General features: G+C 52.8%; 11 protein-coding genes. 6 read left to right on the top strand and 5 right to left on the bottom strand.

From position 1 onward, the window contains the following. Positions 1-71 precede the first annotated feature (71 nt). Positions 72-1,049 (top strand): agmatinase, encoded by a 978-nt coding sequence (gene speB / locus RBH92_RS14025; RefSeq protein WP_307932615.1) that lies wholly within the window; start codon positions 72-74, stop codon positions 1,047-1,049. Between the two features lie 34 nt (positions 1,050-1,083). Here the strand turns inward: speB and RBH92_RS14020 are convergent, their stop codons facing one another. The 3 genes from RBH92_RS14020 to RBH92_RS14010 form a co-directional block, all read right to left on the bottom strand. Further along, on the bottom strand, positions 1,084-2,361 hold the full coding sequence (locus RBH92_RS14020) for a hypothetical protein (protein ID WP_307932614.1): 1,278 nt from the start codon (positions 2,359-2,361) through the stop codon (positions 1,084-1,086). Positions 2,362-2,743: 382 nt separating this feature from the next. Continuing rightward, positions 2,744-4,393, bottom strand: a complete 1,650-nt coding sequence (locus RBH92_RS14015; RefSeq protein WP_307932613.1) for a DUF5666 domain-containing protein — start codon at positions 4,391-4,393, stop codon at positions 2,744-2,746. Continuing rightward, positions 4,390-5,289, bottom strand: a complete 900-nt coding sequence (locus RBH92_RS14010) for a DUF6502 family protein (RefSeq protein WP_307932612.1) — start codon at positions 5,287-5,289, stop codon at positions 4,390-4,392. Before RBH92_RS14010 ends, RBH92_RS14015 begins: the two co-directional genes overlap by 4 nt. 229 nt (positions 5,290-5,518) lie before the next feature. On the opposite strand from RBH92_RS14010, the gene RBH92_RS14005 reads away from it, so the two are divergent. From RBH92_RS14005 to RBH92_RS13995, 3 genes are all read left to right on the top strand, one after another. Beyond that, on the top strand, positions 5,519-7,342 hold the full coding sequence (locus tag RBH92_RS14005) for a copper oxidase (protein ID WP_307932611.1): 1,824 nt from the start codon (positions 5,519-5,521) through the stop codon (positions 7,340-7,342). Between the two features lie 91 nt (positions 7,343-7,433). Beyond that, positions 7,434-8,297 (top strand): hypothetical protein, encoded by an 864-nt coding sequence (locus tag RBH92_RS14000; protein ID WP_307932610.1) that lies wholly within the window; start codon positions 7,434-7,436, stop codon positions 8,295-8,297. Between the two features lie 159 nt (positions 8,298-8,456). Continuing rightward, complete coding sequence (locus RBH92_RS13995; RefSeq protein ID WP_307932609.1) at positions 8,457-10,574, top strand: PhoX family protein; 2,118 nt, start codon at positions 8,457-8,459, stop codon at positions 10,572-10,574. A gap of 266 nt (positions 10,575-10,840) precedes the next feature. On the opposite strand, the gene RBH92_RS13990 is transcribed toward RBH92_RS13995, so the two are convergent. Continuing rightward, complete coding sequence (locus tag RBH92_RS13990; RefSeq protein ID WP_307932608.1) at positions 10,841-11,206, bottom strand: nuclear transport factor 2 family protein; 366 nt, start codon at positions 11,204-11,206, stop codon at positions 10,841-10,843. Between the two features lie 32 nt (positions 11,207-11,238). Beyond that, a complete protein-coding gene (yaaA, locus tag RBH92_RS13985) occupies positions 11,239-12,021 on the bottom strand; it encodes a peroxide stress protein YaaA (protein WP_307932607.1) in 783 nt (260 codons plus the stop codon). A gap of 130 nt (positions 12,022-12,151) precedes the next feature. On the opposite strand from yaaA, the gene RBH92_RS13980 reads away from it, so the two are divergent. After that, the gene (locus RBH92_RS13980; RefSeq protein ID WP_307932606.1) at positions 12,152-13,633 is read left to right on the top strand and encodes a DegQ family serine endoprotease; all 1,482 of its coding nucleotides are present in this window, start codon (positions 12,152-12,154) and stop codon (positions 13,631-13,633) included. A gap of 298 nt (positions 13,634-13,931) precedes the next feature. Further along, on the top strand, positions 13,932-16,595 hold the full coding sequence (locus RBH92_RS13975; protein WP_307932605.1) for a hypothetical protein: 2,664 nt from the start codon (positions 13,932-13,934) through the stop codon (positions 16,593-16,595). The last annotated feature ends 61 nt before the right edge of the window (positions 16,596-16,656 follow it).

Here is a 16,656-nt window from a genome sequence, read left to right as displayed (position 1 = left end):
AACCATATTATGGATAACTTGGGATTCGAAATCGCGAATTGACCGTGAAATTTATGCAAGGAACCCCCCTTATGACAAGCGATGACTCAATCAAGATCAATGGCGCGATCGTGCGTGACCATCCTTATGGCATGCTGCGCGAACCGACTTTTTCAGGTGTGCTATCTTTTATGCGGCGCAATTACACCAAAGACTTGAGCGGAGCGGAATTAGTGATCAGCGGTATTCCGTTCGATCTGGCAGTGACTTATCGTTCCGGCACCCGTTTCGGGCCGCAAGCAATCCGTCTGGCGTCGGCAGAAGTGGCTTCTCTCAAACCTTACCCTTGGGGATTCGATCCATTTGAAAATCTGGCGGTGATCGATTACGGCGATTGCTATCTCGATGTGCATCATCCGATGACGATACACGAGGCGATCGCCGATCATGCCCGGCATATTTTGGGTTCCGGGGCGCGTATGTTGACATTCGGCGGCGATCATTATGTGACTTACCCGTTGCTCAAAGCGCACGCGGAGAAATTTGGAGAGCCGCTGGCATTAATCCATTTCGATGCCCACAGCGATACCTGGTCAGATGAGTCGCCGAGTTCATTGAATCACGGTTCGATGTTTTATAAGGCTGTCCGGGATGGCCTGATTGATCCAAAGCGTTCGGTACAAATTGGCATTCGTACTTGGAATGATGATTTCATGGGTATTCATATCCTCGATGCAACTTGGGTGCACCGGCACGGTACTGATGCGGTTATCGCCGAGGTTGAGCGGATTGTGGGTAATCGCGCAGCCTATTTGACCTTTGACATCGATTGTCTCGATCCGGCTTTCGCACCCGGCACCGGCACGCCGGTTTGCGGTGGTCTCTCAACCGCGCAAGCACTTGGCATTATTCGCGGGCTGACTGCGATTAATCTTGCCGGTATGGATGTTGTCGAGGTGTCGCCGCCTTACGATCACAGTCAAATCACCGCGCTAGCGGCAGCGCATATCGGCTGCGATCTCATTTGCTTGCTGGCTAAGCGTAAGGCGGATGGTTTACTGCGCCCGTGAGTGCGATTGTATAGGCTGGCACATGCGCTGGTTTCTAAAAAACATAGCGCAGATTGATGCCGCCGCCCCAATCAGGACTGCGCTCCGAGAAACCGCGTAACCCATAAATATTCAACCTGAAATGATCGGTTACCCGTTGTGACAGATAGAATGTTAAATCCCTGCTGTCCTCCAATCTGACCGGCGATTGTCCCATATTGTAGCTAGTCCCGAGCGTAACCGCGGGGGACAGCCGGTAACCAATGCCCGCACCACCGTATACCACGTTATGAAAGGTGATTCCGGATGGATTGCCCAGAATCCGGTATCCTAAGGTTGCGCTGAGTGTGAACTTGGAAATGGTTTTAAATAAATCACCCTGAATGGCGAAATCAACCTTGCCGGTTCCCATATTCAGCCTTTCGCTTGCGGTAGGTATTTTTAAGCGCGTGGTGACATCAAAAATGATGCCGCTCGGTGCGTGATCGATAAGGTTGTAGCTGAATGCCGCGATGATGTCACCTAAGCCTGCGCGTGTTGAACTCGGCAAATCCGGTCCTCCCAGGGGAATGCCGCCTACAAGACCGGATGCAGCTATTTTACCTAGTCTTACCGGCGATAAGGCTTTGCCGAGGCTCTCATCATCGTCATCGTCTCCGCCACCGGAACCTGAGTCATCATCACTGTCATCGCCGCCACCGCCACCGGAACCTGAATCATCATCGCTGTCATCGTCCCCACCGCCACCGGAGCCTGAATCATCATCACTGTCATCGTCTCCGCCACCGGAACCTGAGTCATCATCATCATCGTCATCGTCTCCGCCGCCACCGGAACCTGAATCATCATCATCATCGTCTCCGCCACCATCACCGGAGCCTGAGTCATCATCGCTGTCATCGCCGCTGCCACCGGAATCGTCGTCATCGCCGCCCCCGCCGGGGCCGGAATTGTTTTCACTTCGTCCAGGGTTTTCACCCGAGCAATTCTCAGTATTTTCATCGCAAACAACAATGCCGCCGCCGCTGCCCGGACTGGCTCCGGTAAAACCGCCGCCGATAATGGTTCCGCGGCCATCGATGCCGCCAATACCGGGTCCCAATATGTTTCCGGGGCCGGTGATATGGAGATAAGGAATAACCAACCGGAAGGATGCGCGATCCTTGTCGTAACGAGCCGTGAAAGGAACGTACCAGATATCCGTTGGGCTGGCGCCGCCGTAGTTACCCGTGGTGAAGTCGGTGGCGGTGCTGAAACTCAGGCCATTGGCAAGTGTTGCGGGTGGAGTTAATAAAAGGATTGCAAGTGCCTGCGCTGATAAGGACCGGTACATGAAGACTGAAAATGATTACACTGGATATTATGGGCGGCAGCGGTTTGCATTCTTACAATCCGGGAAAGGTAGATTCATCTGCCAATAATGGAAACGCAAAATTTCCTACATATTCTATACGATTTGTCTTACACAGGATAAATATATTACATTGAAAAGTAAATGGAATATTTTTTAATGCTGACTATATACTTGAATAATCCAGTGTTAGTGCTTGAGTTTTAGACAAACTAAGGAAGCGCTGATTAATTGACCGCACGAGCGAATTGCTTCGTTGCGCGGTACTCACTCCCTCGCCTATCCGATTGATATGTCCCGGTTGTTGCGTTCCGTGCGCTTCGTTCTTCATCACGTTCGTTGAGTTAATCGGCGCTTCCCTAAACTATCTGTCAAAATCCCTATCGCGAGGACCGAAGTCCCGGTCGTGATGATCGCTGCGGTCTCTCACATTTTCCCGGATATCCATATCGCGAACCTGATCGCGGATATGATCGATATCGCGATGACCGGAATCTCGATCGGCGGGTAGACTATGGTCGCGATCGACTCTGTCTGGGTTGTCGTTATTGTGCAACGCATCACTGGTGTCCCGCGTTTCGTGCTGGGTGTTGCCGGTCGATTTTAGCGGTTCCGGTGATTCTGAACGGCTGGATTCTTTTTCATCCCCGGATGGTGCGTCATGATCCTTCGAGCGCGATTGATCACTGGAATCGCGATTGTTATCAGAGTGCTGATCTGTTTCTTTTTTTAATCCGTCATGACCGGAATTTTTCTGATCACTGTCTTTGCCGCTGCGATCTTTTTCATCTTTATCGCCGTCGGCGGACTTCAGCTCCGGTTCGATTTTGGAGGATTTTTGAGGATTCTGATGATCATTGCCGGCAGCGCCGTGATCGGTTCTTTGCTCAAGATGCAACGGCTGCTCCTGCTTCATCTCAATCCGCTCCGGCGTGATGCGTTGATCCGATCCCACTTGGCCGGTCATCTGAATGCGCTGGTCAGGCCGCAGGTCGCTCCTTGAAGCGCCTGCGATCTGGGTGCTGGAATCCAATGTCACAATCCGGTTGCCCAGGTTGATTGCCTTGTCATCGAGCGCATGGATATAGCCTTCGATAACAATATGCTGAACGTTTCCGATGCTCTGGCGGGTTGGCTCCAACGCGAGATGTTCAGCATGCAAGCTGGCGCCATTCCAGTGGCCGGCCACGGCGATTTCCATGCCGCGGGAGATATTCGCGGTTGCCGGTTGCGTACTGTAATCGACACGCGTGCCGTTGACTTCGAAGCCTTGGCTGTCGATGTGCGTGATGTAGCCGGTCAGCTTGGCTTCCAGCCGTGGCGGTATCGCTTCAATCCGTGAGGCAATAATCGCGCCGCTGGTTAACCGGTGGCCGCTGACTTGCACCCAATCGCCGGCTTTCAAAGCCGAAAGACTGCCGCGATCTTCCAAGCGGGTAATTTGAACCGATTGATTTAATATGCGCATTTCACCTTTTTCATGATCGACCGAGCTGATCGGACCTGCCGCGGCATGGATGATTGCGATTTGACGCGCGGTAAGTTCTTGTCCGCCTCCGAGTGCTTGAACCGCGATGAGTTGCCCTGCCGCCAAGTCGCGAATCGTTGCGGAGCGGCCATCCACCTGAATCGGCGTGGTGTTGTCGTAATGCACCTCGATACCATTTACGCAGATGCTGGCAAATCCGGTGATGATACCGATAATTCCGGTGCCGCCGATGCCGCCATCGCTTGCAACCTGACCGGTTCCTCCGATTCCGCCTGCGAGGTTGCCGGTGCCGCCAATTCCGCCTTCATGCATCCCGGTACCGCCAATGCCCGATCCGGCGGTGGTTATGCCGGTACCGCCGATTCCGGATTCCGCATGCGTGGTAATCGCCGGATTGATTGTTGTCGCATGGCTGTCGCAATTATTCTTGGCAAATCCGCTGTCCGAATAGCATAAGGTGATGGCCGCAGCGCTGGCGATATGAGCAATGATGAGACGTAAGGCGGTCAAGAGATTATTTTTCATCCGGCTTGGGAGTGATCGTCTGGTGTGTGCGATGTTTCTTCAATTTTCCGGCCGGCTGATTTCCCGGATATAACCGGTTCGGTGTAGTAATAAATGCCGAATGTCATGCGATGCTGCGGCTCATCACTGCCGGCATCGTTTTTTTCAAACGTCATCGCTGCTTTGTTGATGGCGAGTAGCGCTTTCATTCCTTGCTGTTCTGAGATACCGGCAAGTTTTTTGACTGAATCGTCGCTGAGCCGATCGTAAGATACGCTCCGTTCCAAAAAAGGCGAGGTGCCGCCGAGAAGATTACTGGTTGCAGCCGCGGCATGATCGTATAAGTTATGGCTGAAGTAATAAACTTTTTCTTCGAATCCATTGGCCGGGATAAATGCTGCGGTATTGAGGCAGACTTGATTGCTGTCATTGAAGTGGGCAACTCCCAGCCTGAGCCATTCATCCAGCACGACGCGCGAACGGATATCGCAACTGACGCTGGCGACCAATCCCTCGAAGGAAATTTCGCCGCCTTCTTTGGAAAAACGCGGCAATGGCTTAGGTTGGTTATTGGCATCGAGAAAGCGCGGATCGCTGGTCCATAAATTAATCAGGCGCGTGCCTAGTGATACCGCTTGCGGAATTGTTTCGGCGTTGCTATGCGTACAAGAACGCAGCCGCTTGATATCTTTACGGTGTATGCCGGTCAGTAAACTCAGATGACTATCAGTCGAAGGCTTGCCGCCAATCCTAAATTCGCTGTCGGCAACATCAACAAATATGCCCTTTAGTAATTCAGATAGAAAAGGAAAAGTGATGCCATTTGCCAGCATGAGTTTGACAAATGGCCGCAATATCCGGCGCAAAGCAACGATCAGCGCGGTTGAGTACGAATGATTATTACGAACGCCATGCATAAAATGACTCACGGGTGAATTGCAGTTTTACTTGAGAATGCCAAGTATTATAGCGTATTGTGGGAAATAGTCACACAAATGTTGACATGGAAATAATTCCCACGTATAGTCCCAATTATGCGGGAAATTTTCACACTGTGATGCGTCGATAGAATCGCAACCGATCGTTTCCCGGTGAAACACAAACTGATTGATTTAAAGCCATTAGCTAAAAGTAACGGAGATTTTTATGTTCGAATTATCCAAGATCAAGAAGGCTCATGCCGCAATTGTCTGGTTTGCCTCATGCTTGACATTGTTGTCGGCGAATACCGGTTTTGCAGGTGATAACGAAGTCAATTTTGCGCTCACCGATCATCCCGGACGCTGGTTTGATACCGGCGCGGCAGTTGCGGGCAATCGTTCGATCGCCATAGCGGCACCCGGTGTGCGGGTCAATTTTTCCGGTAATTCGAATACCGTGCATACCCGCACCAGTTTGATCTATCCGACTGGAGCGGCCGGCATGCCCTTTAACACCAAACCCAAGAAAGGCGGCGACAGTTTGACGCTGACAACGCCGGGATTGTATGTTTTTACGTGCAGTATCCATCCGTATATGTTCGGTGCGGTCATCGTTGACGATCCAAGCACTACCGGTTTGGATCTCGGGGCCAATCTCAGTCTGATCAATGGTATCAAGATTCCCAGCAGCAGCGATCTGGCCACGCGGTTATTGCGCACCTTCTTTATCGCGACCAATCCGGCAAACTGGCAGAACTATGCAAGCAATGCGCCCTGGCATATTACCTACCCGAATGTCGATGTGCGCGCCGACATTGGTGTTGTGAACTTGCCAGCGGTACTCAATACCCGTTACGGCAATGATATTGCGCTCAAACCTCTGTCTAAGCCAGCGACACCGGCGGTAGGCGAAATTTGGGTCGCTACGCAATTCGAGGAAACATTGGGAAAAGATAAGCCAGGGACAGTGACTGCCGTGGATGGCGCTTCCTGGCAGGTCAAACGCAAAGTAGCGTTGCCGTCGATCAAAATGAACAATCCGCATAACATGTGGACCGATAAAGATCAGAACGTGATTTATGTGACGCAGTGGTTTGATAAAAAGCTGACAGTCTATGATCGCGCAACCGGCCGGCTGATTCGCAATGTTTCTGTGGGTGAAGCGCCGGCGCATGTCATGACGTTGACCGATTCCGACCTGATTCATGTGACTAACAATGGCGATACGCGTACCGATTCGGTAATGGAATTAACGCCGCTGGCAACGCAAGTATTGCGCCGGGTGAATATCGGCAGGGGTAACCCGCATGCGCATTGGATGAGCCATGACGGCAAAATCATGGTAACGCCCAATGTACTGAACGGCGATACCACGCAATACAATTTCCACAGCGATCGCATTGAAGCGATTCTGCCGGTCAGCGGTGCGCTCAGTCACCCATTGGCGACAGGGATGATGCCGGATGCCAGCAAGTATTATGTCGCAAACCTGCTCGACAGTACCATCACGGTCGTCAACATGGATACGCACCGGGTGATTAAACATATCAATCTGATCGCAAACTATAATCCCATCAGCGGCGCAATTTCCGGTCCGGTCGGCGCATTACCGATTCAGACACCAGTGTCGCCGGATGGGAAAAACATGGTAACCGCCAATACATTGACCGGCACCATCACGGTTGTGAACACCAGCACCGATGAAGTCGTGGCCATGCTGCCGTGCGATCCGGGCTGTCACGGCGTGCAATACGGCGCTAAGCAAGGCGGCGGCTATTATGCCTACGTTACCAGCAAATTTTCGAACAGAATGCTGATCGTCGACGCCGATCCAAACAACGATGGAAATCCAGCCGATGCGGCCATTGTCGGCGCAGTGGGGTTATTTTCAGCGGGTAACACTGCTGTTGATGACACCATTTCCGCGCATCCGGGCATGGGCGGGCAAGGAATTCTGCCGATCCCGCTGGTTTATAACGGCTGGGTGCAAAACCTGCCGGCGCATTGGAGCGGACAATTGACCCCCGCGCAGCGTAATCCGGCTCAGTAAACAGTGCCAGGTAGCAAAGTTGAGTGTTTTACGATGACTGTTTGATTGAAGTATTGTTTCTATGATTTGATTTTTTATTGAGGAGAACAGAATGAGTTCAGATGCCTATAAATTTGATATTACCGATGGAAAAGTAACCGCCGTGTATGAACTGGACGACGGCGTGTGGGAACTGGAGCCGATTGACGACGACGGCAGCGAATCTTATGCCGTGCAAGCCAACGGTGATGTCATTCGAACTGACCGGGAAGCTGTCGGCACCGAGATTAGCCGCTATGCCGATGCCGATGACGACGGGGTGTATTTGCGCATTTCCGAATCCTGGAGCCTTTCCGATGATTCTCCGGGACGCAGTCACAAAGCTTTTAAGTTCGACATCGCGGCCGGAAAAGTAACCGCGGTGTATGAATTGAAAGATGGTGAAGTCAGACCGGAATCCATCGATGACGACGGTACTGAGACGTATGTCGTGGAAGCCAACGGCGACGTTGTCCGCACCGAGGTCAAGCCGTTCGGCACGGAGATTACCCGCTACGCCGATACCGATCGCGATGGGGTATATTTCCGCGTTTCCGAACAATGGCAGGTTTCATCCGATGCTACCGGCGCTGTGCCGAAATTTTCCGGAGCACTGCGGTACTCCCCCACGGATAGCGATGATTCCATAGCTGTCCGGTCCGGAGAAGATTGCCGTGGCGGCAACGGTTCTGACGATTTTGTGATACGCGAAGCATCGCATCTGCGCATTGCTGATTTTAAATCGCTGGACGACGACGTGCTGGTGTTTGATACCGGATTGGGGTTAACGTCGAAGGATCATTTGGCGAGTTTCGTCAGCAATATCCGGCATGACGGTAGCAACTTCATCGTCGACTTCGGCTCGGATGTTTCCATCACCCTGGTCGGTGTAGCGCCCGATCAAATCAGTTGGGATGATGTGAGTGTATTGAGCTGATAGCGGCTGCCGGCCGGGAGGGGCGCGAGTCCCTTGCGTTATTCGTAGCCATTAAACGATTAAAAAACTAATCAGGAAACTTTAATGCAAGTGTAATTAAGCTGCCATTTTCCTCGGTTAAAGTGCCACCGGGCCTTGACTCAATTAAAAGGAGGAAACATGAGTAGCAATTTACACCCGGATGGCAAATTAAAAACCGATGATTCGTCAACCAATGACAGCGGCAATCCATCGATGTTGGATATTATCGAGCAACATACCGTGTCGCGCCGCGATTTTCTCAAGTCATCCGCCAGCGCCACCGCGGGTGTTACCGCAGTGACTGTTTTCGGAACAACCGTGGTTGGCGGCATGGCAAACCTTGCCGAAGCTGCGCCATCTCCGCTTGCGCCGATCAGTTTCAATCCGGTGGCACCGAATTTGGTGCCGATGACGGATGCCGTAACCGTGCCGGACGGTTATACCGTCAAAATATTGATCTCCTGGGGAGATTCCATTACTCAAGAACCGCATTGGGATACTGTCTCGGCGATGGACGAAGCGACGCAGTTGCATTGCTACGGCGCGCATACCGATGGCATGCATTATTTTCCGTTACCGGGATTGGCGGGCAACAGCCGCGGATTATTGGTCAGCAACAGTGAATATTGCGACCCGCCGCTGGTCAACAATATCACTCCGGCCGCCGATTACGCCACAACTTCCATCAGCCTGGAAATGGTGCGCGCGCAACAAGCGGCGCACGGCGTCAATATCGTCATGGTTGAAAAGAAACGCAATCAATGGTCGATCAATCGCAACTGGCCGTTAAACCGCCGCATAACCGGCAACACGCCGTGCCGGATCAGCGGCCCGGCGGCCGGTCACGCGCTCATGAAAACTGCTGCCGATCCCAGCGGCAAACGCGTGCTGGGTACCTTGAACAACTGCGCGCACGGTTATACGCCGTGGGGAACCTACTTGGCCTGCGAAGAAAACTGGAATGGCTACTTTTCCAATGAAACCGGCGATGTTGCCGGTGAGTTGGACATCGATCGCAAATTCGATATTCTCAAGGGGCAAACGCGTTACGGCGTGGTGAAAGGCGGCTTCGGCTACCGCTGGCACGAAGTCGACGAGCGATTCCGCGCCGACCTGCATGCTAATGAACCCAATCGCTTCGGCTGGGTGGTCGAGATCGATCCGGCGAATCCCTGGAAAGCGCCGATCAAGCGTACTGCAATGGGACGCATGAAACACGAAGGCGCGCAAGTCGTGATCGATCGCTATAACAATGTCGCTTTTTACATGGGAGACGACGAGCGCAACGAATATATTTACAAGTTTGTTTGCGCCAAGAAATGGAGCGGCAACCCGCAAGCCACCGATCCCAACATGCTGGATCAAGGCACGCTGTATGTTGCCCGGTTTAACGCCGACGGCAGCGGCGAATGGTTGCCGCTGGTATGGGGCCAAAATGGTCTGACGACTGAGAACGGCTTCGGCAGCCAGGCGGAAGTATTGATTAAAACCCGCCAGGCAGCCGACCGCCTGGGTGCGACCATGATGGATCGTCCCGAATGGGGCGCGGCGCATCCGGCCACCGGCGAGATTTATATGACGCTGACCAATAACAGCCGCCGCGGCAATACGCCCGCATCCAGCAACAAGGTGGACGGCACCAGCAACGCCGGCAGCTCCAATCCGCCGGTCGACGCCGCCAATCCGCGTCCGGATAACGATTACGGACATATTATCCGCTGGCGGGAAAATAGCGCCGATGTCCGCGCCAGCGGCTTTACCTGGGATATTTTCGCGCAATGCGGCGATAAGGCGTCGGCCAAGATGCTGGGCGGCAGCTACAATCCAACCGGTGCCGACGGTTACAAAGGCAATATCAACGGTGACGATTATGGTGCGCCCGATGGCTTGTGGTTCGACCGGGACGGCCGTTTGTGGATTCAAACCGATCAGCAAGGCGACGCCAAAGGCGATTGGGTCAATATCGGCGGCAACGTAATGATGTGCGCCGATCCCGCAACCGGCGAAACCAAGCGTTTTCTGACCAGCCCGCCGAACTGCGAGGTAACCGGTGTGGTTACGACCCCGGATGGCCGCAGCATGTTTGTCGGCATCCAGCATCCGGGTGAAGACTGGCGAACCAACTTTACCGATCATTCAAGCTGGCCGGATAACGGAAATAACGGTCCGACCACCTTTACCGGCACTACCGTAGCCAAACCCCGTTCCTCGGTGATTGTGATTACTAAGGATGACGGCGGCGTGATCGGAACTTAAGGAAGATCTGAAAAACTACTGCGCTCGGCCATGCTGTGTTGAAATCAGGTTCAAAATACTCATTTACTGCTTGTAAACTGCGCTTTTTCACCTGATTTCGCCTTGCCTGAACGTTGCTCGCTACCTTTTTCAGAACTTCCTTAGCGGGCGAAGTTGATAACCGTTCCCGGCAACTTGCCGGGAACGCGTCAAATTGTTTTTCCACAGAATCTGAACAAGTTCTAGTTAGCTGTCGGTTGCAGTTTACGTTTGAAGCAGCGCCTGTATTACTTTTCCGGTTTGAGCACAACAATATGCCGGATCAATCCTTCCGCCGTGAAGTAAATCTTTTCCAAACCGCATCGATTCACTTTCTCGCCGGATTCAGCATCGCTGCCGGACATTTTGAAATCGAATTCGACACCGTTGTTTTCAATCTCCCGGTAGCCGGGCACGTCCCAATGCGCATCGGGAAAGCGGCTGAAGAAGCGGAGCATCATCTCGTGAATCGCGGCACTGCCGCGGTATTCGCCAAAAAATTCCGAGTAGTACGTCGCATCGGCGGCAAATAAGGGCTTAATCAGATCCAGTTGGTGATGATTGGACAAAGTTACGTAGTTTTTTGCCAATTCGGTGAAAGAACGGTTATCCATGATGTTTCCAAAACCCGCGATACTGCGCGCCATTAGGCGGATTTTGACTCGGCGCGGGTAAACACCCAACCGTCCTCGCCGCTGTCGCCCGCGCTGAAACGATAGCCCGCCGCGGTGAAATTCTTGATGCCTTCAGGGTCGGTCAAGCGGTTTTGGATGATAAAGCGGCTCATCATGCCGCGTGCTTTCTTGGCGAAGAAACTGATGATTTTGTACTTGCCGTTTTTCTCGTCTTTAAAGATTGGGGTGATGATGCGGGCGCTTAATTGGTCCGGTTTGACCGAGTGAAAATACTCGTTCGACGCCAGGTTGATCAAAATCGCATGCTGCTGTTTTTGCAATTCCCGGTTCAATGCCTGGGTGATTTTATCGCCCCAGAACTCGTAGAGATTGCTGCCGCGCGGATTTGTAAACGCAGTACCCATTTCCAGCCGGTACGGCTGCATCAAATCGAGCGGCCGGAGCACGCCGTAAAGTCCCGACAAAATGCGCAAGTGCTGTTGCGCGAACATCCATTCAGCATCCGTCAAGGTATCGGCGTCCAGGCCAGTATAGACATCGCCTTGGAATGCAAAGATCGCCTGCTTCGCATTGTTCAGTGTAAACGGGCGTTTCCAGGCGAAATAACGATTGGAATTGAGTGTTGCCAGTTTCGGGCTGATCGACATCATCGCACCGATTTGGCTGGGGTCGAGTTTCCGCAATGCATCGATCAACAGCGCCGAATCGTCGAGAAAATCCGGCTGCGTGTGCGTTTGTGTCAACGCCGGCGTTTCAAAATCCAGCGTTTTTGCCGGTGAAATAACAATGATCATGCGTTTTCCCCTAAAATGAAAAAATACTACCAGGTTTGAAGATTTCACATTGTTTGCTTGTAATTTGCAACCAAAATCCCCAATTATGGCAAGCTGGAAACATCATGAAGTTTGAATAGAGGAGCAAGAAATGATTCATTATCGTAATTTTTTCATTGTGTTAATTGCCGTTTTGCTGATGCCGCTCGAATTGCAGGCGCAAGGGAACGGCGTTGAAAGTCTGCGGCAAACCGGCAAGGCGTTTGCAGCGGTGGCGCGCAAGGTGTCGCCGTCGGTGGTGCTGATCCAGGTTGAGCGCGAAACCGAGGCTGCGCAAATGTCGCCGTTTGGCATCCCGTTTGGAGACGGGCAGCAATTTCCGTTCGGCGATGATTTTTTCAAGCGTTTTTTTGGCGACCGCTTTCCGGACATGCCCCGCTTCAATGAACCGGGTAAGAAACAACCGGGACGCCAGCGTTCGGTGGTCGGACAAGGCTCGGGGTTCGTATTTGCCGCCGCCAAGCCGGGTAACAAAACCTATATTCTGACCAATAATCACGTGGTCGAGGGCAATGACAAAATCAGCGTCAAGTTTCTCGATGGCCGGGAATTCGCTGCGACTATCAAAGGCACCGATCCGAAATCGGATATCGCGGTGATCGAAATCGAGGCGAGTGATTTACCGGCGATTCCGCTCGGCGATTATTCGGAACTGGAAGTGGGCGAATGGGTGGTGGCGATCGGCAATCCGTTCGGCTTGAGCCATACGCTGACAGTCGGCGTGGTCAGCGCCAAAGGCCGGACATCGCTCGGCATCAACGATTATGAAGATTTCATCCAGACCGACGCAGCGATCAATCCGGGCAATTCCGGCGGGCCGCTGGTGAATCTCGACGGTGAAGTGATCGGCATGAACACCGCCATTTTCAGCCGCAGCGGCGGTTATATGGGTATCGGTTTTGCGATTCCGATCAATCTCGTCGAACGCATTGCCAATCAATTGATCGACAAAGGCGAAGTGGTGCGCGGGTACCTCGGCATCATGATCCAGCCGCTGACGCCCGATTTGGCGAAATCGTTCGATTTGAGCACCGACAAGGGCATTCTCGTCGCGCAAGTGACCAAGAATTCACCGGCTGAAAAAGCGGGTCTCAAGCCCGGCGATGTCATTCTCAATTTCCAAGGCCGTCCGGTCAGCGATACCGGCGAATTCCGCAATCGCGTTGCGGCGGAACAACCGGGCAGCAAAGTGACGTTCGATATCATCCGCGACGGCAAACAGCGCACGGTTTCGGTGAATATCGACAAGCTTCCCGACAGCAAGCAAGTTGCGCAGGAAGGATCGCAAGCCAGTGACAAGCTGGGTATCACGGTGCAATCGATTACCGCCGAAACGGCGCGGCAGTTCGGCATCAAACCCGGAAAAGGCGTCATCGTCACCGAGGTGGCGCCCGGATCGGTCGCGATGATGGCCGGCATCAGCCGCGGCAGCGTGATTCTCGAAGTCAACCGCAAAGCGGTTAACAACGCTGTCGAGTTTGACCAGGCGGTGAAAAGCAGCGCCAACAATAAAGTATTGATGCTGGTGCGGGACGACGACGTATCGCGGTATGTGGTGCTGAGCTGGCGATAGTCTGAGCAACTTTCCCTAGCAGGCCGTTGAAAAATGTTTTCGAGGCAGCCGATACAAGGCAAAAACAGGCGAAAAAGCGCAGTTTATGCGGTATAAATGAGCATTTTGAGCTTGTTTTTAACACCGTAGCGGCAACGCAGATAGTTTTTCAACGGCCTGCTAGACTTCCCGGAGGACTTATTTCTTCCGGGTGTCAGCGCCGATACTGAGCAGAGTCGATATCGGCTACAATGCCTGGGCTTTTCTTGAATGCGAACATCGTCATTGTCCTTAAACCACCGAACCGAAGGCCACTTCCATGAACGATACCGGCAATTGCAATGAATCCAAGTTTAAACCTCCTGTCAAATGGCTGCTGGGGCGAGAGCTGCTGGCCGGGCTGAAATTGATCGCGGCTTATACCTTCATGGGTGACAAGCAGGATCCCAAGGACTGGATGAAAGCCGAGGTCATTCAGGGACCGCAGAAAGACCCCGGTCAAGATGCTTACTGGTTCGATTTCATTTCCGACACCGGTGATGGCATGCGGGCTGTCTACAATATCGGTTATTTGTGCATGAGCGATATTTGGATCGATGGCAGCGGCGCTCAGAGGCCGAAAGACACCGTCGCCTTATCGCGGGATGATAGTCACGTGCAACTGCTGCCGCGCGGGCAATTTCTGTTTGTCGGCGGTGATACCGCCTATCATGTCGCCGATACCGCTTCGTTGATGGAACGTTTTCAAACCCCGTTCAATTGCGCCTACGACGATCTGATCAAAAATGGCAAAACCGTCAACCGGCAGCCGATTTACGGCATTCCCGCTAATCATGACTATTACGATGCACTGGATGGTTTCAACCGGCAATTCCGCGAACCGGTTTCATTGGATACGGGAACCGCCAACGATGAAAAAGACCCGCAGCTCGGTTTGAAAGGTTTTTACCGCACCCAAGCGGCAAGTTATATCGATATGGAACTGCCATTCGGCTGGCGGCTATGGGGGCTCGATTCGCAGGACGGCAAGATGGACAAGCGCCAGCAAGCGTTTTTCGTCTACAGCTTCTGTAAAAGGCTGGTCGAAACCGGTGAACTGTTCGATAGCAGCCGTCAGGATGCCGTACAGCAGGAATTGCAACAACACGCGCCGTCAAAATTAATCGTCGTGACTCCCGAACCGAGCACGGTTTTCGGCAAATGGGCGAAACCGGATGGCGCGCTGGTGAATACCTTCCAGCGCCTCGGCTTGGAGCCGAGTTTCATCGAAAGTCACGCGGGTAAATTGGATGATGGTAAATGCCGCCTCGATATCGCCGGGGATACGCATCATTACGAGCGCTATTGGGGCAGCGGCCAAAATGAAGCCGCATCCGCCAATTACGCGTCGGTGGTTGCCGGCGGCGGTGGCGCGTTTCTGCACCCGAGCCATACCGACATGGCGGAAGTACCAAGGCGCGAGCATTATCCGCACCGCAAAGATTCGCACCAGTTGTTCACGCGAGCTTTGCTCAATCCGTTGACGGTCTGGCAAGGCGGCTATATCTGGTTGTTTGGCGGTCTGGTGGCATTGTTGAGTTATTTTGCGGTGACGATCCCGCAAAGCACGGCGTCGGTTTTCCAGCAAATTTTTAGCGGTTTTCATCCGGCGCTTGCGAATAATGACGGGCTATTGTCACGAATCCAATCGGCCCTGCACGTGGATCTTTCCGGAGCGAATGCCGGTTTTTTCGGGAGCATCTATTGTTTTCATTTGATCGCCATCGTGTTATTCGCTGCATTGCTGTTCATCATGTGGCAAGCCACGAACCCTCCGAAACAAACGGGTGAGAGCAAGGAATCCGGCAAGTTGCAGCAGTTTATGGCGAAAGTCACGGCGCCGGTTTTGTCGTTGGAAGCCAACCTGAAAGCCGGATCCGATGTATGGCGGAAAAGCGTTGCAGTATTCATGGCGCCGGTGCTGGCCGGTGCGGTGTTATTGATGCTGCTCATGATGGGCCACGATCAGCCGCCGCATCCGTTGATGGCCGGATTGCTGATGATAATGCTAGGTGCCGTTGCCGTCTTACTACTTTGTTTAAGCCGCCGCTACCGGGATATTTTGAATCAGCGTAACAAAACCCATCGCGAAACCCCCGTTTTTCCCGCTGAATTTTATGAAAAGATCAAAATCTCTCCGGAAATGGTTTTCGAAGCATTGCCCTTCTGGGGATATGGTCTCCTAGCTATCGCCTATCTGATTTCCGGCATGTTGCGTTACGGCGCTTATTCGACATCCGTCATGACATTCAATTTATTGATCATCATCGTGTGGTTATTCATGACCGCCGGTTTGATCGCGGTTGCCTATTTCTGGGGCGGGCAACTGTTCAACAAAGCAGCCGGTAAAATCCGGCTGGCACTGATTGCAGCCTGGTGCTCGTTTTTGTTGCTAACGGTGCCGGTCTGCCTGGCGCTTTACGCGGACTGGATGCACTTACTGATTATCGCGGCCGCCGTTGCTGCAGTGACGTTGCTGGCCGGGCGGATTTTTACGCTGGATCGTCTGGTAAAAAAAGATTTTCCATTGAGCGATCAAACCAAGCTGGGGTATTGTCTGCTGGCGGTGTGGTCGGTTGTTGGAATTTTCACGCTGATTGCCGCCACCCAGGGCGATCTTATCGAAACCGGCGGCTGGCGGTTGCTGGCTGCATTTTTGGCTGGCGCGGTGTTCAGTTGCATTTGGCTGGGGTGGTACTTCGCCGTCGCGCTGGCTTTCAACGGGCATAATAACGAAGCCGGCGGCGGCAGCCGCTCCCAATGTTACCGGCACATGATCCGTTTCAAATTGACTGACGATAGCTTGACCGGCTATGTTATCGGCATCGATCAACCGGTTGAAGATTTTACCCAGGAAAAATCGCCGGTTTTCCGCTTGGTCGATGTGTTTACCATTCGTTGCAACGGCAGTAAATCAGGCAACGATGCGGGATCGGCGAACTGAAACACCGGCTTGTCTTATCAACCTAAGGAACACTGATTAATTCGCTTGAGCAAGATGAGAT

The organism is Nitrosomonas sp. sh817 (assembly GCF_030908545.1).
GTDB lineage: Bacteria > Pseudomonadota > Gammaproteobacteria > Burkholderiales > Nitrosomonadaceae > Nitrosomonas.
Note: the sequence above shows the minus strand (reverse complement) of the source record. Positions and strands in the feature narration are given on the sequence as shown.